Consider the following 18,636-nt stretch of genomic DNA (forward strand, 5'->3'; position numbering starts at 1 on the left):
GTGGGTATGAGAAACCAAATTCTCGCTCAAGCCGGGGTTCACTTCGCACATACTCTGCTCATCATTCTTGATGTTACTCCGCGTATTGCAAAAAAAACTCCAGTCCATCGACCGGAGTTTTTGTGTCATTATTGAGCTGCAGGATATACGCTCACTTTTTTGCGGTCACGTCCGAAACGTTCGAATTTAACAGTTCCGTCGATTTTAGCGAAAAGAGTGTCATCTCCTCCGCGGCCCACGTTTTCACCTGGGTAAATCTTTGTTCCGCGTTGACGGTAAAGGATAGAACCACCAGATACGAATTGACCGTCTGCACGTTTAGCACCTAAACGTTTAGACTCAGAGTCACGTCCGTTCTTTGTAGAACCTACCCCTTTTTTAGAAGCGAAAAACTGAAGATCTAATCTAAGCATGTAGCTCACCTCCTATATTTTGTTTGTGGTTACCCGCAAGTAACCATTATAATCCCGTTCAATTGTCTCAAGTGAAACAATCATGCCTTCAATCAGCAGCTGAGCTTTTTGAAGGGCCTCCTGATCAGGGGCTTCAGGGAATTCAAAGTAGAAATATCCTCCGTCGTCCCCTATATCAAGAACCGGCTCTATGCCGGTGAGCGCAATAACCGCGTTGACCGCTCCAAATACGACAGCAGTGACTCCTGCACATACGAGATCTTGTCCATGTTCAGCAAAATTCGCGTGGCCCGTCATTTCAAAGGACAATATGCCTTTTTCTGAGCCGGACCTTCTGATTGTTGCCTGAATCATATCACACACGCCTTACGCGTTGATTTTTTCGATCGTAACTTTAGAATAAGGCTGACGATGACCTTGTTTTTTATGCACATTTTTCTTTGCTTTGTATCTGAAAACAGTGATCTTTTTAGCACGGCCTTGTTTTTCAACTTTAGCTGTAACTGTTGCGCCTTCAACTGTAGGGTTGCCGACTTTCACATTGTCTCCGCCAACAAACAAAACGTCTTCAAAAGTCACTGTATCGCCTGCTTCAGCAGCAAGTTTTTCGATATAAACAGATTGACCTTCTTCAACTTTGATTTGTTTTCCGCCTGTTTTAATGATTGCGTACATTCTCTGCACCTCCTATTAGACTAAGACTCGCCAGACAGCAGGGGGCATAAGCACTTATCACCTGCGCTGAGCGGTTGTAGCAATGGTGCTACATCCATAACATTAAAAAATATATCAAAATAGAGGGCTTATGTCAATCTATTTCCTCACTAATACGGAAGCAAAAGATCTTCCATTGAGGAATTTGTCCGTTTATCCGCAAAATAAGCGTGAAGCACTTCGTTTTCATCCAGCTCACTGACCTTCTCGCCGGCTTTTTCAATAATAATCGGATGTTTGCAGCCGCGTTTAAATTTAGCCATCACATGATACACTTTGTCCTCAGCCTTTACCGTAAGCGGAATCAATTTTTCGACATCACGCTTTTTTCCGTAATATCTTTCTAACAGAAACCTTACGTGTGTATAATGCCGCTGCCGATGTTCATCAAATAATGAAGCCGCGAGAAAAACAAACAGCACCCATGCGCTGATTTGCATGGGGACCGCAAATAAAATCCAGCAGCCAAGAAGCAAACCGCAGCACAGCGAAGTTCTTAAACAGAGCCAATGCGCTTTTTGAAAGGCAAATCGCTTAGACAACAAAAGAAATACGATTTTCCCGCCATCAAGCGGCCAAATCGGCAGCAGATTCACGAAAAGAATCGTCAGGTTATAGAATGTAAACATCTCAAACGTGTGCGGCTCTATGATCTCGAAGCTCGCAAGTATCCAAACGGCGAGCTGGAGCCATATGTGCTGTAAGGGACCGGCGATGATCACCGCAAATTCTTCTTTCAGCGGCCTGTTTCCATGCTCTTCAACCTCCACGGCTCCTCCAAACGGCAGCAAAAAAACACGTTTGATCCGCCACGAATAAAAAACCGCCAAAGCAGCGTGCCCCAGCTCATGGATTAATACTATGACAAGCAGACACAATATTTCTTTGATGCGTCCCGTCACCAGCCCAATCCCTATGATGATCCAAAGAAAAGGGTGAACATGAATTCTCATGATAAGGTCCAGCCATTTATTCAAATGTAATCACCTGAATCGGGTCGACAAATGTGTCTCCTTCTTTGATGGCAAAATAATAGAGCCCTTTATTTTTCTCATCCAGCTTAATCGTGCCGAGCTTGCTGCCTTTATCGACAAAATCATACAAAGCTACATCAACATCTTTTAGCTGTCCGTATATGCTGTATGTATTGTCGGCGTGCTGCACCTTAACGGTCAAACCTGTCTCACTGTCTTTATTCACTTCGATGATGTAGCCTTCTTTCATACTGTCTATCGTATCACTGCTTGTTTCAACTGTTATCCCCTCGCCATTATCCTGAAAATCTTGCTGAATTTTCCCTGAAGCCGGTACAGCAAGGTCTTGGCCCACTTCTACCTGGCTATCTTTTTTCTTCGTTTCAGGAGTGAGAAAAGCCAGAGGGTCTCCGAATTTTGCTTCAAACCAATTGCTTGCTGATGCAAATTGAAATTCTTTCCCAAAGGTTTGGGCAATAGCCGGCTTGATCTGGTGTAACGGTTCAAAGTTTGCTTTATAGGCTATAGCAGATACAAGGACAAGACAAGCCGACAGCAGGCATTTTAATATGATTGAATCAGTTTTGAACAAAGGGTGTTTTCCGTTGAATGGCGGGATTTCATCCTCGTACGCCGGTAGTGCCCCATGTTTTTCATGCTCCGGCATTATTACCCAAGACGGAGGCTTCTTTTTTTCGGAAACCGTCTGAATAGAGGAACGCTTTGATCCAGCCTGCTGTTTTCTTTTTTTCGCCAATCTTTTTCTAATCTCATCTGCTCTGTGAGTCATAGCCATCATCCTTTGCATTCGTTGGGTTTGTACATAATATGTCTTGTCCACAGCAAATATTCGTTTAAACCCAAGGATGAAAAACGTTAACTCAAAACACAAAAAAGATCTGACAAAGCCATCGCTTTCATGTCAGATCTTTTTCTGCCGTTCTATGAAAAAATAAAATTAAGACCGCACTCCGAAAAAGGATTTAATCTTAGCCATCATTCCTTTGTTTTGCTCTTCAAGCACCTGTAAAGGAACAGATTCTCCTAAAATACGGCGGGCAATGTTGCGGTATGCGATAGAAGCGCGATTTTTTGAATCCATCGCAATCGGCTCGCCTATATTCGAGGCTTTAATGACTTCATCATCATCGGCAACGATTCCAATCAAATCAATCGACAAGTGATGAACGACTTCATCGACATCCATGGTGTCTCCGTTTTTCATCAGGTGATTCCTGATTCTATTCACAATGAGACGAGGCGGCTCGATATTTTCCTCTTGCTCCAGCAAACCTATAATACGATCAGCATCTCTGACCGCTGAAATTTCAGGTGTCGTTACGACGATTGCTTTGTCAGCTCCGGAGACCGCGTTTTTATATCCCTGCTCGATACCCGCAGGACAGTCGATAATCACGTAGTCAAATTCTTGCTTGAGCTGCTGAATCAGCGTCTTTATTTGGTCAGGAACAACAGCTGTCTTGTCGCTCGTTTGCGCTGCCGGCATTAAATAAAGCAGGTCATCAAAACGCTTGTCTTTCACAAGCGCCTGATGCATTTTGCATCTGCCCTCTACAACGTCTACTAAGTCGTATATGATTCTATTTTCAAGACCCATTACGACATCAAGGTTGCGCAGCCCTATATCTGTATCTACCAAACATACGCGCTTCCCTAAAATGGCTAAGGCGGTACCGAGGTTTGCAGATGTTGTTGTTTTACCTACTCCGCCTTTTCCCGAAGTTATTACGATAGCCTCACCCAATTTCACATTCCTCCCTCAAGCCTTGTTAGATCAGGTCTTAAATGAGCCAAATGTTGAAGGCGTTCAATGACCATATTTCCGTCTGTATCTAAATAAGCACATTCCATGTCGTTCCCTTGTTGAATGTGGTCTGGGGAGCGATTTAATACGTGACTGATTCTCAATTGTGTCGGCAGCATTTCAGAAGCGGCGATCACAGCCTGTTTGTTCCCGTTATATCCGGCGTGGGCTATTCCTTTTAAAGATCCAAGAACAAAGATATTTCCACCGGCCTGAACCGTTCCGCCCGGATTCACATCTCCGATCAGCAGCAAATCACCCGTCACGTGAAGCACTTGGCCAGAACGGACAATTCTAGAAACGGAAATAATCTCCGATTCTTCTTTCATACGCCGTGCTTCTTTTTTAGTGATGACTTCACTGACAATAGAATGAACAAATAAATCTTTCTTTGACGCTATTAATTCAATCAGCTGTTCTTCTTGCTCCTGATGCAAATAACGATTTCCGAGTTTAATATGAACACTGATTTTCTGGCCTTTACCATCGGTATATTGTTCGATTGACAGCATATTCTGAAGACCGTCCAGAAGCTCATCAAAAGAACACGAATCATCCAGATGCAATGTCAAACCATTCTTTGTTCCTTTTATTGTTACATATTGCTGCTTTCTGGTCTTCACAATGTTCACCTCAACAACATACTCATTTCGTCAAAAAAAGCTAAAATCCTTTTTTACTCGTCTCGCAATTCTTTCTTTAGACTCATATAAAATAATCTAAAAGGTACAATAAGAACGATCGCACCTGCAATATTCAGTATAGCTGTCGGTAAAAACCGCTGAATGACAAAGTCATTAAATGACATAATGTCTTTATTTATTAACGACTGGATGCCATACACATAAAATTCAAGCACACAAACTGCCACCACTGCCACCAGCATCACAACAAATGCATTTGTTTGCAGCACTTTAAAGGCTTTCGCAGCTAAGTAGCATAGGCCCGCAAATCCAAACATATAAACCCCAAGCAGCCCTGTATAATTTATATCATATAGGAGGCCGAAAATGAAACCATAGACGACTGCATGCTTTTTGTTTATATATGCAGACATAAAGATCAGCACGATCATAAGAAAATGCGGAACGGCCAGTTGATCATCCGTGACAAAAGGAAGTTTCACCAGATCGGTATAGATGCTTTCTGCAGAAAAAACCACCAGCATAATCAAAGGGAGAAGGAAACGTTTCACGATCCTTCCTCCTCTGAATCAACAGCCGGCACATCACGTTTTACGACGATGACATTGTTTAGGTCATATATATCTGCAGCAGGTTTCACGTGGGCAATTTTTGTTAAACCATAGGCATCAGGCTCTACCTCAGTCACTTCTCCGACTGTCAGCCCTTCAGGGAATACTCCCCCTGTGCCTGATGTTTCCACAAGGTCGCCTTTTTTCACTTCTCGTTTTTCGTCAGGATCAAGGATTTTCATCGTGAGCGTTTTTTTCTTCGTATCATAGCCTTCGATTAAACCGTAGCCTTTGCTGCCTTTTTTCCCTGAAATTTTTGTCGCAACCCGATTATTTCGGTCAGTATCGCTTAAAAGCTGCACCGCAGACGTAAAGTTATTCAGCCCCGAGCTTTTAATTTTACCGACTAAAGCACCTTTTTCATTAGTGACAGCCATATCTTTTGCCACTTTTTGCTGAGTGCCCTTATTAATCGTAATCTGCGTGTACCATTTATCCGGATTTCGCGCGATGACTGTTGCTAAAATCGGATCGTAATCTTTAATTGATTTTACATGGCCGAGTTCGTCACGCAAGGATTTATTTTCATCCTTAAGCGCCTGAAGTTTGGCTTCATATTGCGTCTGTCCGTCAAGCTTCTTTCTCAGCCGTTCATTTTCTTCATATGTGTTTTTCAGATCATCAATGTCTTCAAATATTCCTGCGAAAAATTCGGCAGGCGTGTGAAAAATATTTTGAAATACTCCCGTCGTATCACCGATAAGTTTTTCAGGCCAGGTGGTCTTTCGGCCGTCCTTCAGCGAGAATCCAATCATAGCCACCAATATGATAATACACAGAAGTAATAGCATTAACCGTTTATTCGGCATCGTGTTACACCTCTTCTATTTAACTCCCGATTATCTTGTTTTCCCTTTAAAAAGATGGATATGCTCCAGTGCTTTTCCTGTGCCGATTGCAACACAATCAAGCGGGTCTTCGGCGATCAGAACCGGCATTTTTGTTTCTTCGCTGATGATTTTGTCAAGATTGCGGAGAAGGGCTCCGCCTCCGGTTAATACAATTCCTCTGTCCATGATGTCGGCAGCAAGCTCCGGCGGTGTTTTTTCAAGCGTGCTTTTCACCGCTTCAACAATGGTAGATACGGTATCCCGCAATGCATTAGAAATTTCTTTTCCTGTAATTTCGATCGTTTTCGGCAGGCCAGTCAGCAAGTCGCGGCCGCGAATTTCCATTTTGTCTGATTCTTCGGCAGATTCAGCAGATCCGATTTCCATTTTAATCGCTTCAGCGGTGCGGTCTCCGATCATCAGGTTGTATGTTTTTCTGATGTAGCTGATAATCGCGTCATCCATTTCATCCCCTGCGACGCGGATGGATTGTGAGGTTACGATGCCTCCGAGGGAGATAATCGCCACTTCCGTGGTGCCGCCTCCGATATCAACGACCATGCTTCCTGTCGGTTCCCAAACAGGGAGATTCGCACCGATCGCAGCAGCAAACGGCTCTTCAATCGGGTAAGCGTCTCGAGCTCCGGCTTGTCTTGTTGCATCAATGACAGCGCGTTCCTCGACCGCTGTAATGCCTGAAGGGACACAAACCATGACATAAGGTTTTCTCGCAAACATGCCTTTATTTTTAATGGCCTGATTGATGTAATATTTCATCATTGTTGCCGTTGTTTCATAGTCAGCGATAACGCCGTCTTTCATCGGACGAAGGGCCACAACATTTCCCGGCGTTCTCCCGATCATGTTTTTCGCATCATTCCCGACGGCGACGATTGACTTCGTATCCGTCTGCAGCGCCACAACTGACGGCTCTCTCACAACAATTCCTTTACCTTTTACAAACACAAGCGTATTCGCTGTTCCAAGATCTATACCAAGGTCTCTTGTACCAATTCCAAACATATGTATGTATCTTCCTTTCTTAAAGCAAAAATACCCTAAAGGGAAAAACTCATAAACTCTATTATAGCTTAATTTAACGAAAAAAAAAGTGTTACAAATATCCTTTTTCCTTTAAACTCACAAATTTTTTGTCGCCGATGACTAAATGGTCAAGCAGTTCAATGCCGATTAAATTTCCGCATTCAAACAGCCGTCTTGTGACTTCAATATCTTCCCTGCTCGGAGTAGGATCGCCGGAAGGATGATTATGAATGCAGATGAAGGAAGCGGCTGAGCGTTTGAAAGCTTCTTTAAACACCTCCCGGGGATGGACAATAGATGAATTCAGACTTCCGATAAATATAGTGCGTTTATGGATGACTTCATTTTTTGTATTTAAATATAAACAGACAAAATGCTCTTGGGTTAAGAAACGCATGTCCTCCATCACGAAGTTTGCCCCGTCTTCCGGGGAACGGACGACATATTTTTCTTCATTGGCGAGTTTATGGATGCGGCTGCCCAGTTCCATGGCTGCCAAAATTTGAACAGCCTTCACTAAGCCGATTCCTGAGATGCCGGAAAGCTCTTCAACAGAGGCTTCCTTTAGCAGACGCAAACCTTCAAATGAGTGCAGAAGCCGATTTGAAAGATCCATCACAGATTCTTTTTTCGTACCTGTTCTTAACAAAATGGCGAGCAATTCATTGTTGGCTAAGTTTTCAGCCCCGTATTGGAGCAGCCGTTCTCTTGGTTTTTCTTTTTCAGGGAAATCTCTGAGTTTTAACGGCAGATCATGAATGATCAAGCCCCCCTTTGTTTTCCCCTTCTCGTTTTGATAATCAGGCCTCTATATCAAAATCTTTCAGGACTCTCATCGTTTTCGATATTGGAAGCCCTACGACTGAATAATAATCCCCGTCTATTTTTTTTACAAAAAGCGCGCCTTTTCCTTGAATACCGTACGCACCTGCTTTATCCATCGGTTCTTTCGTTTCAATATAAGTCCATATGTCCTTTTCGCTAAGCGGCCAGAACGTTACTTCAGTTGTTTCATAGAAAGTTTCGCTGTGATCATGGGATTGGATACTGACGGCTGTCAATACAACATGGTTTCGGCCCGAAAGCCTCCGCAGCATATCCGCCGCTTCTTCTTTATCTTGAGGTTTGCCGAGGCACTCGCCGTCCAGGCAGACAATCGTGTCAGCACCGATAACGACAGCATCCGGATAATCCTTAGCTACAGCTTCAGCTTTTTGTTTTGCCAACCATTGGACGTTTTCTTCCGGTGAAAGGTTTCGGTTTAATTTTTCCTCCACTTGGCTGACGATAATGCTGTAGGGCAGCTGGAGAAGATTGAGGAGTTCTTTTCTTCGCGGAGATTGTGATGCCAGAATAAGCCGCTTTGTCATGATAGTCATCCTTTCAGGGTTTGCTTAAGAAAAAAAGATACTTGTTTATACTACCAAATGATAGAGTTAACCACAATTTCAGAAAAATAACTTTTTCATGACAAAATGAAAAAAGCCCGTCACAAGGACGCAGCTCTGGCATTCATTTATTTGATTAATCCCAACAAAATCTGCTGGGCTTTCCAGCCGGATTCCGCACTTGGGTCTTCTAATTCCTTTAAAGCCTGAAGGATCGCTTCTTTTTGTTCTGTTTTACCCGCATCTGTTTTGCTGAGCGATTTTTCTATTTTCTCTACACTCGACTTTGGCACTTCACTGCCGATAATGGCCTTCGCTGAGAGTTCTGATGTTTCCTTGAAGGAATCCGTCATATCCTGATCTATGGACAAGGACAGTTCTTTTCCTCCCCATGCTTCAAAATCATTATCAATTAACGATTGTCCTAATTTTTGCGATATATCTTTTTCCGCTGCTAGACCGGCTATCACATAGGTATACCCGTCATCTTTTGATAAAGAAACGGCTGAGTATCCTTTTTCGGTCAGCTGCTTGGCTAACGTTTTGGCCCCTTTTTCAGAAGAGAATTTACCCGCTTGCACAGCATATGTTTTGTATGTACCGTCCGCCTGTCCCGTTTGCCCTGCACCGCTGTCAGTTTGACTATCTGCCGCCGCATCTCCCGCTTTCGCTGTTTGTCCTTGTGAACCTTGGCTTGCCGACGCGGGTGCCGACGCTTCTTTATTTCCAGAAAGATTTAAAGCAAAAAGACCCAGCCCTGTTCCTAACACCGCTGCAAACGCGACGGTTGTGACCAGTCTTTTCACAGGCTTGCCCGGTCCTGTTTTCTTTTTAGATTGCAAGGGAGCCCCTGTTTTTTTCTTCTTTTTATACGGCGGAACGACTTTCGGGTCTTCTTTAAACACTTCATCCTCTTGGGAATCCCAGTTGAATTCATCTTCGTCAATCTTTGATGTCTCTTCTTGGGAAGCCGCGATCTCTTGTTCTGCCTTTCTTCTTTCCTCCCAATTAGAAAAAGTTACGGATTTGTCCTGCTTTTCTTCTGAATGATCATCTTCAAACACGGTTTCTTCTTTTCCGTTAATCGTCACCTTAAGGGCTTTTTCTGAAGCTTTTCCGTTTTTTTTGCTTTTCCGTTTTTTCATTTTCACTTCCCCCTCGCTTTCTTTGACCGTTCTATGGACTTTTCATGCTTCACACTTTAGCATAGGCGAAAAAAAAAAGAACAAGACTTTTGTCGCCTTGTCCAAAAACCGTTCGTCAAATTTTTCAGCGGGGTCAGTATATGGCGATTTTGACATAGAGTGATAATATTTCTTCACCGTACAAATAACTTACCAAGCTTCCGGCAGCTATCGCAGGGGCGAAGGGGATCGGCTGTTTTCGATCGAGCTTTCCTGACAGCGTGCCGCATGCGCCGTACAGCATACCTATAAAGACAGCAAGGACAAAGGCTGCGATCAGCATTTTAACACCAAGCGCGATACCCAAAACGGCAAATAACTTAATATCGCCGCCCCCGATTCCTCCTTTACTGAGTACGGCAATCAAGACCAGCATGAAAAAACCGGCTGCGGCTCCTGATAAACTATCATACCAAGCAGGAAGCGGTACAATCATTCTTCCTGCTATCAAAAAAGGAAGAAAAAACATCAGCACGCTGTCAGGGATCAGCATATAGTGAATATCTGATGCCACGATAATGCTCAGCAATGATATGAGCAGCAGCGCGACAAAAAGTTCCCCGGATAAACCGAAACGCAGATAAGCTGCCGTAAACAAACCCGCTGTCCAAAGCTCTGCGGCCGGATACATCAGCGACAGTTTTTGTGAACAGCATTTACATCGGCCTTTTTGCAGAAAGAAAGAGAAAACCGGGATTAATTCAGCATAAGACAACGGATGGCGGCAGAATGAACAGAAGGAGCGCGGTTTTATAATAGAGATTTGTAAGGGGATACGGCAGCCTGCCGCATAGAAAAAGGACCCGAAGATGAGACCGAGGATAAACATGACAAAAACCATCAAACAACACACCTTTTCTGTCTTAAGTTCTGGTGTGGATTGTAGCACAGAAAGCCACTTTACCCTTCATGTACAAAATGAGATTTTCACCATGAAAAAACCGGCAAAATAGACATATGGCCTGTCTGTTCTGCCGGTTCATAAGAATAACCGCTATGATATTATTCTTTTCCTAATGTCAGAGATAAAATACAAGGAACCGGTGACAATGACAATTTCATTTGGATCTTTTTTGCTTTCTATCCAATTGATCACATGGTCAGGATCCTCATCCCAGGTTTTATTACATATATCACTTGCATCATAAAGCTCTTTGGCAAGGGATGCCCGCGGAAAATCAAAGGACGCAAAATGGATAGAATGGGCAATCTCTTCCATAGCTTTGATCATTTCGTAATAAGGCTTATCCTTTAAAGCACTGAATACGATGTTTACCTTTTTATCGCCAAACCGCTGTTTAACCGTCTCAATCAGTTTATCGATTCCCTCTTTGTTATGTGCGCCGTCCAGGTACACAGGAGGATTTTCCTTCACGAGCTCAAATCTTCCCGGCCATGCTGCTTTCTTTAATCCTTGCCGCAATGCTGCGTCACTGATGCCTGCCTGTTTTTGTCTGTTAAGCCACTCAGCAGCCAATATCGCTAAAGAGGCGTTTTGTCTTTGATGTGTCCCGATTAAGGATGTCTGCATCTCTTCATACAGCTTTTCGCCGGTCTTCAATGAAAAGCGTTCGCCTGAAGACAATGCTTCTTCGTCAAAAAGAGTGCAAGTCTCATGCAAAGACTGAAACGGGGCTGATTTTTCAGCGGCTTCGTCTTGGATCACCCGCAAGGCTTCCCGCTGCGCAACGGCTGTAATGATCGGAATTCCTGCTTTAATAATCCCCGCTTTTTCGCCGGCGATTTCTTCTATAGAGTTTCCTAAAATATTCATATGGTCATGCCCGATACTCGTAATGGCAGTTAAAATCGGCTCGACAATGTTCGTGGAGTCGTATCTTCCCCCCAGCCCGGTTTCAAAAATAACAAAATCAACAGAGCTGTGCTTTGCAAAATATAGGAACGCACAGGCCGTAATGATTTCAAATTCTGTCGGAGGCCCAAGTTCTGTTTGATCAAGCTCATCGACAAGGGGTTTTATTTCATTGACAAGCATGGTCCATTCCCCGTCGGAAATCGGTGCGCCGTTCACACTGATCCGTTCATTAAATGTGATGATAAACGGTGATGTAAAAGTTCCGACTGAATAACCTGCTTCCTGTAAAAATGAACGGATAAACGCCACGGTGGACCCTTTTCCATTTGTCCCCGCCACATGCAGAGCGCGGATCTTTTTTTCAGGATGCTCCAGGCCCTTCATCAGCCGTTTCATTCGCTCAATTCCGGGCTTCACGCCGAATTTCAGGCGCCCGTGAATCCAGCTGATCGCTTCCTCATAGGTAGTAAACACTTAAATCCCCTCTTTTATAGGACAAGGCGGCTTCCGAAGAAACCGCCCCGGCTTTTATCAGCCTTTCAGCTCAGCCATTCTTGCTTGAACAGCATCGCGTTTTGTCACATAATCTTTTTCTTTTTCACGTTCTTCTTCAATGACGTGTGCAGGAGCTTTTTTGATAAAGCCTTCATTTCCAAGTTTCTTTTGGACACGTTCGACTTCTTTTGTCAGCTTATCGAATTCCTTTTGCAGACGGGCGATTTCTTCATCTATGTTAATCAGCCCTTCTAACGGGAGAATGACCTCTGCACCGGTCACTACAGCTGTCATTGCTTTATCGGCAGACTCGATATCAGTGCCGATTTTCAGCATGCTCGGATTCGTAAAACGCTCAACGTATGAGCGATTCGCTTCAAGGCGTGCTGCGATTTCTTCTGTGCTTGTTTTAATATACAGTTCGACCTGCTTGCTCATCGGCGTATTGACTTCGCTTCTGATATTACGCACAGAACGGATAAGCTCTACGAGAAGTTTCATATCCGCTGCCGCTTCTGTGTCGGTATGCTCCGATACTGAAACAGGCCATGCGCTGACTGTAATGGATTCCCCTTCGTGAGGAAGGTGCTGCCAAATTTCCTCCGTTAAAAACGGCATAAACGGGTGAAGCAGACGCATCGTCTGATCCAGCACATAAGCAAGGATGGAACGGGTTGTCTTCTTAGCCGCTTCATCTTCACCGTACAGCGGAAGCTTCGCCATTTCAATGTACCAATCGCAGAAGTCATCCCATATGAAGTTGTACAAATGGCGGCCGACTTCACCGAATTCATATTTATCAGCGAGTTGAGTCACGCTCTCGATCGTTTCATTCAAACGCGTTAATATCCATTTATCAGCCACAGTTTTTTCGCCAGAGAGATCAAGCTCATCGTAAGTCATGCCATCCATGTTCATTAAAGCAAAACGGGAGGCGTTCCAAATTTTATTGGCGAAATTCCATGTTGATTCCACTTTTTCATAGCTGAAACGAAGATCCTGGCCAGGTGAACTTCCGGTCGCTAAGAAATACCGCAGTGAATCAGCGCCGTATTGATCAATGACATCCATCGGATCGACACCGTTGCCAAGCGATTTACTCATTTTTCTGCCTTGTTCATCGCGGATTAAACCGTGAATTAAGACATCTTTAAACGGACGCTCCCCAGTAAATTCAATTCCTTGGAAGATCATACGGGACACCCAGAAGAAAATGATATCGTACCCTGTCACAAGAACGTCCGTCGGGTAATATCGTTTGAAGTCTTCCGCAGTGATATCAGGCCAGCCCATTGTCGAGAACGGCCAAAGCGCTGAGCTGAACCACGTATCAAGCACATCATTGTCCTGCTCCCAATTTTCGCTGTCTTCCGGCGCTTCCAGACCGACGTACACTTCTCCGGTTTCTTTATGATACCAAGCTGGAATGCGGTGTCCCCACCATAATTGTCGGGATATGCACCAATCGCGGATATTTTCCATCCAGTGCAAATACGTTTTTTCAAAGCGGTCAGGAACAAAGTTCACTTTTTCTTCTTTTTCCTGCAAGTTAATGGCTGCATCGGCAAGGGGCTGCATATGAACAAACCATTGGGTTGATAGGTATGGCTCGACAACTGCGCCGCTCCGTTCACTATGTCCTACAGAATGCATATGGTCCTCGATTTTAAAGAGGACGCCGGCCTCCTGCAAGTCCTTAACAAGCGTTTTGCGGCAATCGAAACGGTCCATGCCGTTATATTGTAATGCGTTTTCGTTCATCGTGCCGTCTTCATTCATAACAAGGATTCGTTCTAAATTGTGACGGTTGCCAAGTTCGAAATCATTCGGATCATGCGCAGGCGTGATTTTAACGGCGCCTGAACCAAAGTCCATATCGACATAATCATCTCCGACGATCGGAATTTCGCGGTTTGTGATCGGCAGAATGACCGTTTTCCCGATAAGATGCTTGTAGCGTTCATCTTCAGGGTGGACCGCCACTGCCGTATCGCCAAGCATCGTTTCAGGGCGGGTTGTGGCGATTTCAATTGTTCCTGATCCGTCAGACAGCGGATAGCTCATATGATAGAAAGCGCCTTGAACGTCTTTGTAAATGACTTCAATATCAGATAGCGCAGTCTTTGTCGCAGGGTCCCAGTTGATGATGTATTCCCCTCTGTAGATCAAGCCTTTTTCATAAAGTTTCACAAATACTTCTCGCACGGCTTTATTTAAGCCTTCATCTAGCGTAAAGCGCTCACGTGAATAATCAAGGCCAAGGCCCATTTTCGCCCACTGGCTGCGGATGAATTCAGCGTACTCTTCTTTCCACTTCCACGTTTCTTCAAGGAATTTCTCACGGCCTAAATCATAGCGGCTTGTGCCCTCTTCACGCAGTTTTGCCTCAACCTTCGCCTGAGTGGCGATCCCGGCATGATCCATCCCCGGAAGCCACAGAACGTCATAGCCCTGCATCCGTTTCATCCGTGTCACAATGTCCTGCAGCGTCGTATCCCACGCATGGCCCAAGTGAAGCCGGCCTGTTACGTTTGGCGGCGGGATAACCACAGAGTAAGGCTCTTTTGTTTCATCGTTTTTGGCTTCAAAGAATTTTCCCTTTAACCAAAAGTCATATCTGTCCTTTTCAACTGCCGCCGGATCATATTTCGTCGGCATTGTTTGTTCATTCGTTTCCATCGTAACCCTCCAGCATGTTTAGAAATGGCTGAGCAACTAAAAAAGAGCCCTTCATCCCTGTAAAGGACGAAAAGCTCTTTCGCGGTACCACCTTTTTTCATGAACAATACGTTCATGCACTTAAACGGATAACGGGTGCGCCCCGAATTTCTCTACTCGAGTTCAAGAAATTTTGCTCCCGGGCGACCTTCCAATAAGACTGTCATAAGAAGCCTTTCAGCAAGCGGCTTCTCTCTCTGCATGCGTCTTTTTTGTACTCTTCCCGTTCCAAGCAGGTGTATATATCAGCTCGTTATATACTTCATTTATGCTCTTTATTATAGTAAAAGTGTTTTCTATTCGTCAATCATCTTTTCCAAAAACCCGGCTGCCTATACAAAAATGGGCATGCACCCATCGCCCAAGGTTACATATGATGCTTGCATATACGAAGAGGGGGATGCATTGTGAGAAAAAGAATCAACTCTTATTCGTTGCCGCCGTGGGTCAGACAGATACGTCACGCCTCCGCGCAAGTCATTATTCCGATAACAGTCTTTCAAGCTATCAGGACTATCATCTTTCCGACAACATTTGATGTTTTGCTGCTCGGGATATTAATATTTTTCGCCTGTGCGTTTCATTTGGAATGGCTGTAATCAAAACGGGTCCGCGCCATTAAGACGCAGACCCGTTTTCAGTTTGAAATTTTTTCTCTTGTTCAATCTGATGAACCTTCATAACAAAGGGTTCCGTATTTTTCATCTGCCAATAAGCCCTCAGCAAATGGGCGCATTCCTCTTTCTCATGAAGCCTTTGATTGGTTTGGTAGCGGTTCAGCACTTTATATAAAGCAGCGGGGTAAGCCATATAACTGAGAAAAAGGCTGTTTTCCGATTCATATAGAGGAAAAGCTTTATGATACGTATAAAACCAGTCAAGACACTCCGGACAAGATTTAGGATAGCTTCTGAACGTTCTCGTATAAAAGCCGATCAAATCATTTTGAGGCGGACCGACAGAGGCTTTCTCGAAATTTGTAAAAAAACCTGATCCCGCATCGTTATATAAAAAATGATGGATTGAGAGGCTCCCATGATTCATGACAATTCTGTAATCACTCTTTTCCTTCATGGCTTCGTACCAGTCTCCAAGCCGGTCAATCGCAAAATTCACAGCAGAGATCGTTTCGGAAAAACATGTGACAGCCTGCAGTTCAAACGGTGAAAGGTACCATTCTTTTTCTGCCTGATCTACAAACTGCTCATAACTTAGCTTTTCCTTCTCCCACTTTTTCTTCGTGTTCTCATAATGGCGTCTAATATCCTCGCTGCTGATTTTGATTTCCTGCACAGTCCTCTCATGAAGACGCGCAGTTTCTCTAAACAGATATTCATGCTTTTGATCCCGTTCTTCCGCTTGGTCATATTGAAGCCAAGGCATCAGATAATAATAAGCATTCCGAGTCATTCCGCCTGAAAAAAATTCACCCGAATTCGTTCTGTATATAGGCACAAAAGAACGAAAACCTTTTTCCTCCAGCGTCAGCATTTGATCTGTAAAAAGCCTGCTTCGTTTCACATCAAGCTGTTTCAGCGCAAAAATGCCGTAATTTGTATACACTTTACATACACGCGGACTGACAGGTTCTATAAATTCCGCTGTCAGCCCATATTCCGCAAGAACCGTTTGGACATCTTCCATTCCATTCACCACATTTTCAAATCACTCGGATTTATGCATGGCTGTTGTTGTATTCCGGTATATAGAGAATCTGCCCTTCTTCTAATTCTGCATCCAATGATAAAGCATTCATTCTGATCAGCTGCTGTGAACTGATATCATACCGTTCACACACACGGTCAATCGTATCCTGCTGCTGAACAATGCATATTTTCATTCTTGAAAACTCTTCTTCTTCTCTTGTGAAAAGTTTTGTTAAATAGAGAGAATTATTATTTTCTCTAGCTTGCGGTTCCTCCGTTTCAGCTGTTGGCGCTCTTTTTGTATGAGCCGCCGGTTCTTTACTTCCCGATTCTGGCGTATGGGACAGCTGAAAGGAAAATTCAGGATGGAACTCTTCATCGGCCTTTTCAGCTGATGATGTTTTTCTCACTTCGATTTCAAAACCGGCTTCCTCTCGTTCTTCCTCTTTCTCCTCTAATAGCTTAGGCGCTGAGTAGAGTGAGTGTTCCTCTGGTTCATGTTCAGGTAAAAATGCGCGATAAGCAGGTGTCAGGTCTGCCTCAGGCTCTTCAGTCAATGACTGATTTTCCGCAAAGCTATTCTCACCCGCTTCATCAGATGGTTCCTGCTCGGCATGCAGACTAGGTTCACATTCCGAATCCGCCTTTTCCTCCGAACGTTTTTTCGTACCGACGCGCAGAAGCGGTTCAAACTCCTTCTTTTCCTCTTGATGAAGCACTGGCTCAGAAGCCGGCGGGGCAGCAGCTTCCGCTTCTTCTTTCGATTCTTGGCGCAGCGCAGCCTCAGGCAGCGGCGGGGCAGAAATTTTCGCTACACTTGCTTCTTCTTCCGCCTCTTGACGCAGTACAGTCTCAGGGAGCGGCGATGAGTAAACTTCCGCAGCCTTCTCTTCCGCTTTTTCCTCCGGTTCTTGGCGCAGCTTTGCTTCCGGCACTGACGGCGAGGCCTCTTCTGCTACACTCATTTCCGCTGTTTCTTCCGGCTCTTGACGCAGTGCTGTTTCTGGCGGCGCGGCAGTGATTTCTCCTGCCTGCTTTTCTGCTTCGGCCTCTTGGCGCAGCTCTGCTTCTGGCAACGGCGGCGCGACCTCTTCTGCTGCACTCATTTCCGCTGTTTCTTCCGGCTCTTGACGCAGTGCTGCTTCTGGCGGCGCGGCAGTGATTTCTCCTGCTTGCTTTTCTGCTTCGGCCTCTTGGCGCAGCTCTGCTTCCGGCACCGGCGGAGCGGCTTCTTCCGCTGCACTCATTTTCGCTGTTTCTTCCGGCTCTTTACGCAGTGCTGCTTCTGGCGGCGCGGCAGTGATTTCTCCTGCCTGCTTTTCTGCTTCGGCCTCTTGGCGCAGCTCTGCTTCCGGCACCGGCGGCGAGGCTTCTTCTGCTGCACTCATTTTCGCTGTTTCTTCCGGCTCTTTACGCAGTGCTGTTTCTGGCGGCACCGCAGTGATTTCTCCTGCTTGCTTTTCTGCTTCGGCCTCTTGGCGCAGCTCTGCTTCTAGCATCGGCGCGACCTCTTCTGCTGCACTCATTTCCGCTGTTTCTTCCGGCTCTTGACGCAGTGCTGCTTCTGGCGGCGCGGCAGTGATTTCTCCTGCTTGCTTTTCTGCTTCGGCCTCTTGGCGCAGCTCTGCTTCCGGCACCGGCGGAGCGGCTTCTTCCGATTCTAGGTGCAGACCCGCTTCTGGGGCGAGCGATGCCAAATCTTCCGCTGCATTCTCTTCTGCTTCTTCTGACTCTTGACGAAGTACAGCTTCGGGAGCCGGCGGGGCGGAGTCTTCCGCTTGATTTTCATCAGTTTCTGGCTCTCGATTATTTAGTGACAGCGACTCAGATGTATGGTTATCCTCATCTTTGTCCTGCAAAAATTCCGGCGCAGCATACAGAGGAGCTTCAGGCTGCCTGATCTCATTTTCATCAAGCAGACCCTCAATGGCTAAATCAGCTTGGATGGTTAAAAGGCGTGACTCCGATAATTGATAATCAAACGCATCAATAAACACAAACACATCATTCAAATGGCTTACTTTATTTTTCGGAATGGTGATGTCAACAGGGAAGCAATGGGTCAGCTCTGCCGTTCCGTCCTCTCTGGTCCTGACTTCCTCTACAAACCGCTTTTCCGTAATCAGTTCTTCAAAATCTCTGCTTTGATCTATGTTGTACTCACCTGTAAGTTCTAGCGATCCTCTGATTGATACGTAATCATTTACTTCCTGCACCCTAATATCAGGATCTAATGAAATGGAAAGCAATTCAGAAACTTCCTGTCCTTTTTGGAAACAGATTGATTCTTCTACAGAAAATTGCAAACGATGATTTTGCGGCAAGTTCATATCC

General features: G+C 44.9%; 19 protein-coding genes and 2 other annotated features. Of the genes, 1 reads left to right on the top strand and 18 read right to left on the bottom strand.

Annotated elements, in window-relative coordinates; genetic code table 11:
• Nucleotides 1-128: 128 nt before the first annotated feature.
• From rpmA to valS, 16 genes are all read right to left on the bottom strand, one after another.
• Nucleotides 129-413, bottom strand: a complete 285-nt coding sequence (rpmA, locus tag AAHT65_RS20980; RefSeq protein WP_003325251.1) for a 50S ribosomal protein L27 — start codon at nt 411-413, stop codon at nt 129-131.
• A gap of 12 nt (nt 414-425) precedes the next feature.
• Nucleotides 426-767: a ribosomal-processing cysteine protease Prp gene (locus AAHT65_RS20985; protein WP_003325250.1), complete on the bottom strand. Its 342-nt coding sequence runs from the start codon at nt 765-767 to the stop codon at nt 426-428.
• A gap of 12 nt (nt 768-779) precedes the next feature.
• Entirely contained in the window at nt 780-1,088 is a 309-nt protein-coding gene (rplU, locus tag AAHT65_RS20990) for a 50S ribosomal protein L21 (protein WP_003325249.1), read from the bottom strand.
• A 13-nt stretch (nt 1,089-1,101) separates the two neighbouring features.
• Nucleotides 1,102-1,174: a sequence feature (ribosomal protein L21 leader region), on the bottom strand.
• A 63-nt stretch (nt 1,175-1,237) separates the two neighbouring features.
• A complete protein-coding gene (locus tag AAHT65_RS20995) occupies nt 1,238-2,104 on the bottom strand; it encodes a M50 family metallopeptidase (RefSeq protein ID WP_106046815.1) in 867 nt (288 codons plus the stop codon).
• A complete protein-coding gene (locus AAHT65_RS21000; RefSeq protein ID WP_343310768.1) occupies nt 2,097-2,891 on the bottom strand; it encodes a peptidoglycan DD-metalloendopeptidase family protein in 795 nt (264 codons plus the stop codon). The genes AAHT65_RS20995 and AAHT65_RS21000 overlap by 8 nt, the downstream gene beginning before the upstream one ends.
• A 168-nt stretch (nt 2,892-3,059) precedes the next feature.
• Nucleotides 3,060-3,866: a septum site-determining protein MinD gene (gene minD / locus AAHT65_RS21005; RefSeq protein WP_003325243.1), complete on the bottom strand. Its 807-nt coding sequence runs from the start codon at nt 3,864-3,866 to the stop codon at nt 3,060-3,062.
• A gap of 2 nt (nt 3,867-3,868) precedes the next feature.
• Nucleotides 3,869-4,549 (bottom strand): septum site-determining protein MinC, encoded by a 681-nt coding sequence (gene minC, locus AAHT65_RS21010; RefSeq protein WP_003325242.1) that lies wholly within the window; start codon nt 4,547-4,549, stop codon nt 3,869-3,871.
• Between the two features lie 53 nt (nt 4,550-4,602).
• Nucleotides 4,603-5,121: a rod shape-determining protein MreD gene (gene mreD, locus AAHT65_RS21015; RefSeq protein ID WP_010789374.1), complete on the bottom strand. Its 519-nt coding sequence runs from the start codon at nt 5,119-5,121 to the stop codon at nt 4,603-4,605.
• A complete protein-coding gene (gene mreC / locus AAHT65_RS21020) occupies nt 5,118-5,990 on the bottom strand; it encodes a rod shape-determining protein MreC (protein ID WP_003325240.1) in 873 nt (290 codons plus the stop codon). Before mreC ends, mreD begins: the two co-directional genes overlap by 4 nt.
• A 30-nt stretch (nt 5,991-6,020) precedes the next feature.
• Nucleotides 6,021-7,034 carry a cell shape-determining protein MreB gene (mreB, locus tag AAHT65_RS21025; protein WP_003325239.1) on the bottom strand — a complete coding sequence of 338 codons (1,014 nt, stop codon included), beginning with the start codon at nt 7,032-7,034 and terminating at the stop codon, nt 6,021-6,023.
• Nucleotides 7,035-7,125: 91 nt separating this feature from the next.
• The gene (gene radC / locus AAHT65_RS21030) at nt 7,126-7,821 is read right to left on the bottom strand and encodes a RadC family protein (RefSeq protein WP_003325238.1); all 696 of its coding nucleotides are present in this window, start codon (nt 7,819-7,821) and stop codon (nt 7,126-7,128) included.
• A gap of 34 nt (nt 7,822-7,855) precedes the next feature.
• The gene (locus tag AAHT65_RS21035; protein WP_010789377.1) at nt 7,856-8,425 is read right to left on the bottom strand and encodes a Maf family protein; all 570 of its coding nucleotides are present in this window, start codon (nt 8,423-8,425) and stop codon (nt 7,856-7,858) included.
• Between the two features lie 146 nt (nt 8,426-8,571).
• Nucleotides 8,572-9,588: an SPOR domain-containing protein gene (locus AAHT65_RS21040; RefSeq protein ID WP_343310769.1), complete on the bottom strand. Its 1,017-nt coding sequence runs from the start codon at nt 9,586-9,588 to the stop codon at nt 8,572-8,574.
• 133 nt (nt 9,589-9,721) lie between these two features.
• On the bottom strand, nt 9,722-10,468 hold the full coding sequence (locus AAHT65_RS21045; RefSeq protein ID WP_343310770.1) for a prepilin peptidase: 747 nt from the start codon (nt 10,466-10,468) through the stop codon (nt 9,722-9,724).
• Nucleotides 10,469-10,621: 153 nt separating this feature from the next.
• The gene (locus AAHT65_RS21050; RefSeq protein ID WP_343310771.1) at nt 10,622-11,917 is read right to left on the bottom strand and encodes a folylpolyglutamate synthase/dihydrofolate synthase family protein; all 1,296 of its coding nucleotides are present in this window, start codon (nt 11,915-11,917) and stop codon (nt 10,622-10,624) included.
• Nucleotides 11,918-11,974: 57 nt separating this feature from the next.
• Complete coding sequence (gene valS, locus AAHT65_RS21055; RefSeq protein ID WP_315915539.1) at nt 11,975-14,617, bottom strand: valine--tRNA ligase; 2,643 nt, start codon at nt 14,615-14,617, stop codon at nt 11,975-11,977.
• A gap of 59 nt (nt 14,618-14,676) precedes the next feature.
• Nucleotides 14,677-14,896, bottom strand: a binding site (T-box leader).
• Between the two features lie 167 nt (nt 14,897-15,063).
• On the opposite strand from valS, the gene AAHT65_RS21060 reads away from it, so the two are divergent.
• On the top strand, nt 15,064-15,255 hold the full coding sequence (locus tag AAHT65_RS21060; protein ID WP_010789382.1) for a hypothetical protein: 192 nt from the start codon (nt 15,064-15,066) through the stop codon (nt 15,253-15,255).
• 19 nt (nt 15,256-15,274) lie between these two features.
• On the opposite strand, the gene ysxE is transcribed toward AAHT65_RS21060, so the two are convergent.
• Nucleotides 15,275-16,300, bottom strand: a complete 1,026-nt coding sequence (ysxE, locus tag AAHT65_RS21065; RefSeq protein WP_343310772.1) for a spore coat protein YsxE — start codon at nt 16,298-16,300, stop codon at nt 15,275-15,277.
• Between the two features lie 31 nt (nt 16,301-16,331).
• Nucleotides 16,332-18,626, bottom strand: coding sequence for a LysM peptidoglycan-binding domain-containing protein (locus tag AAHT65_RS21070; RefSeq protein WP_343310773.1), 2,295 nt, complete (start codon nt 18,624-18,626; stop codon nt 16,332-16,334).
• Nucleotides 18,627-18,636: the final 10 nt, after the last annotated feature.

It is taken from the genome of Bacillus atrophaeus (assembly GCF_039519175.1).
Taxonomy (GTDB): Bacteria; Bacillota; Bacilli; order Bacillales; family Bacillaceae; genus Bacillus; species Bacillus atrophaeus.

Bases quoted from the DNA above. Each gene is read 5' to 3' on its own strand.
- rpmA (WP_003325251.1), bottom strand. From the start codon at position 413: ATGCTTAGATTAGATCTTCAGTTTTTCGCTTCTAAAAAAGGGGTAGGT.
- AAHT65_RS20985 (WP_003325250.1), bottom strand. From the start codon at position 767: ATGATTCAGGCAACAATCAGAAGGTCCGGCTCAGAAAAAGGCATATTG.
- rplU (WP_003325249.1), bottom strand. From the start codon at position 1,088: ATGTACGCAATCATTAAAACAGGCGGAAAACAAATCAAAGTTGAAGAA.
- AAHT65_RS21000 (WP_343310768.1), bottom strand. From the start codon at position 2,891: ATGACTCACAGAGCAGATGAGATTAGAAAAAGATTGGCGAAAAAAAGA.
- mreC (WP_003325240.1), bottom strand. From the start codon at position 5,990: ATGCCGAATAAACGGTTAATGCTATTACTTCTGTGTATTATCATATTG.
- mreB (WP_003325239.1), bottom strand. From the start codon at position 7,034: ATGTTTGGAATTGGTACAAGAGACCTTGGTATAGATCTTGGAACAGCG.
- AAHT65_RS21035 (WP_010789377.1), bottom strand. From the start codon at position 8,425: ATGACAAAGCGGCTTATTCTGGCATCACAATCTCCGCGAAGAAAAGAA.
- AAHT65_RS21040 (WP_343310769.1), bottom strand. From the start codon at position 9,588: ATGAAAAAACGGAAAAGCAAAAAAAACGGAAAAGCTTCAGAAAAAGCC.
- AAHT65_RS21045 (WP_343310770.1), bottom strand. From the start codon at position 10,468: ATGGTTTTTGTCATGTTTATCCTCGGTCTCATCTTCGGGTCCTTTTTC.
- valS (WP_315915539.1), bottom strand. From the start codon at position 14,617: ATGGAAACGAATGAACAAACAATGCCGACGAAATATGATCCGGCGGCA.
- ysxE (WP_343310772.1), bottom strand. From the start codon at position 16,300: ATGGAAGATGTCCAAACGGTTCTTGCGGAATATGGGCTGACAGCGGAA.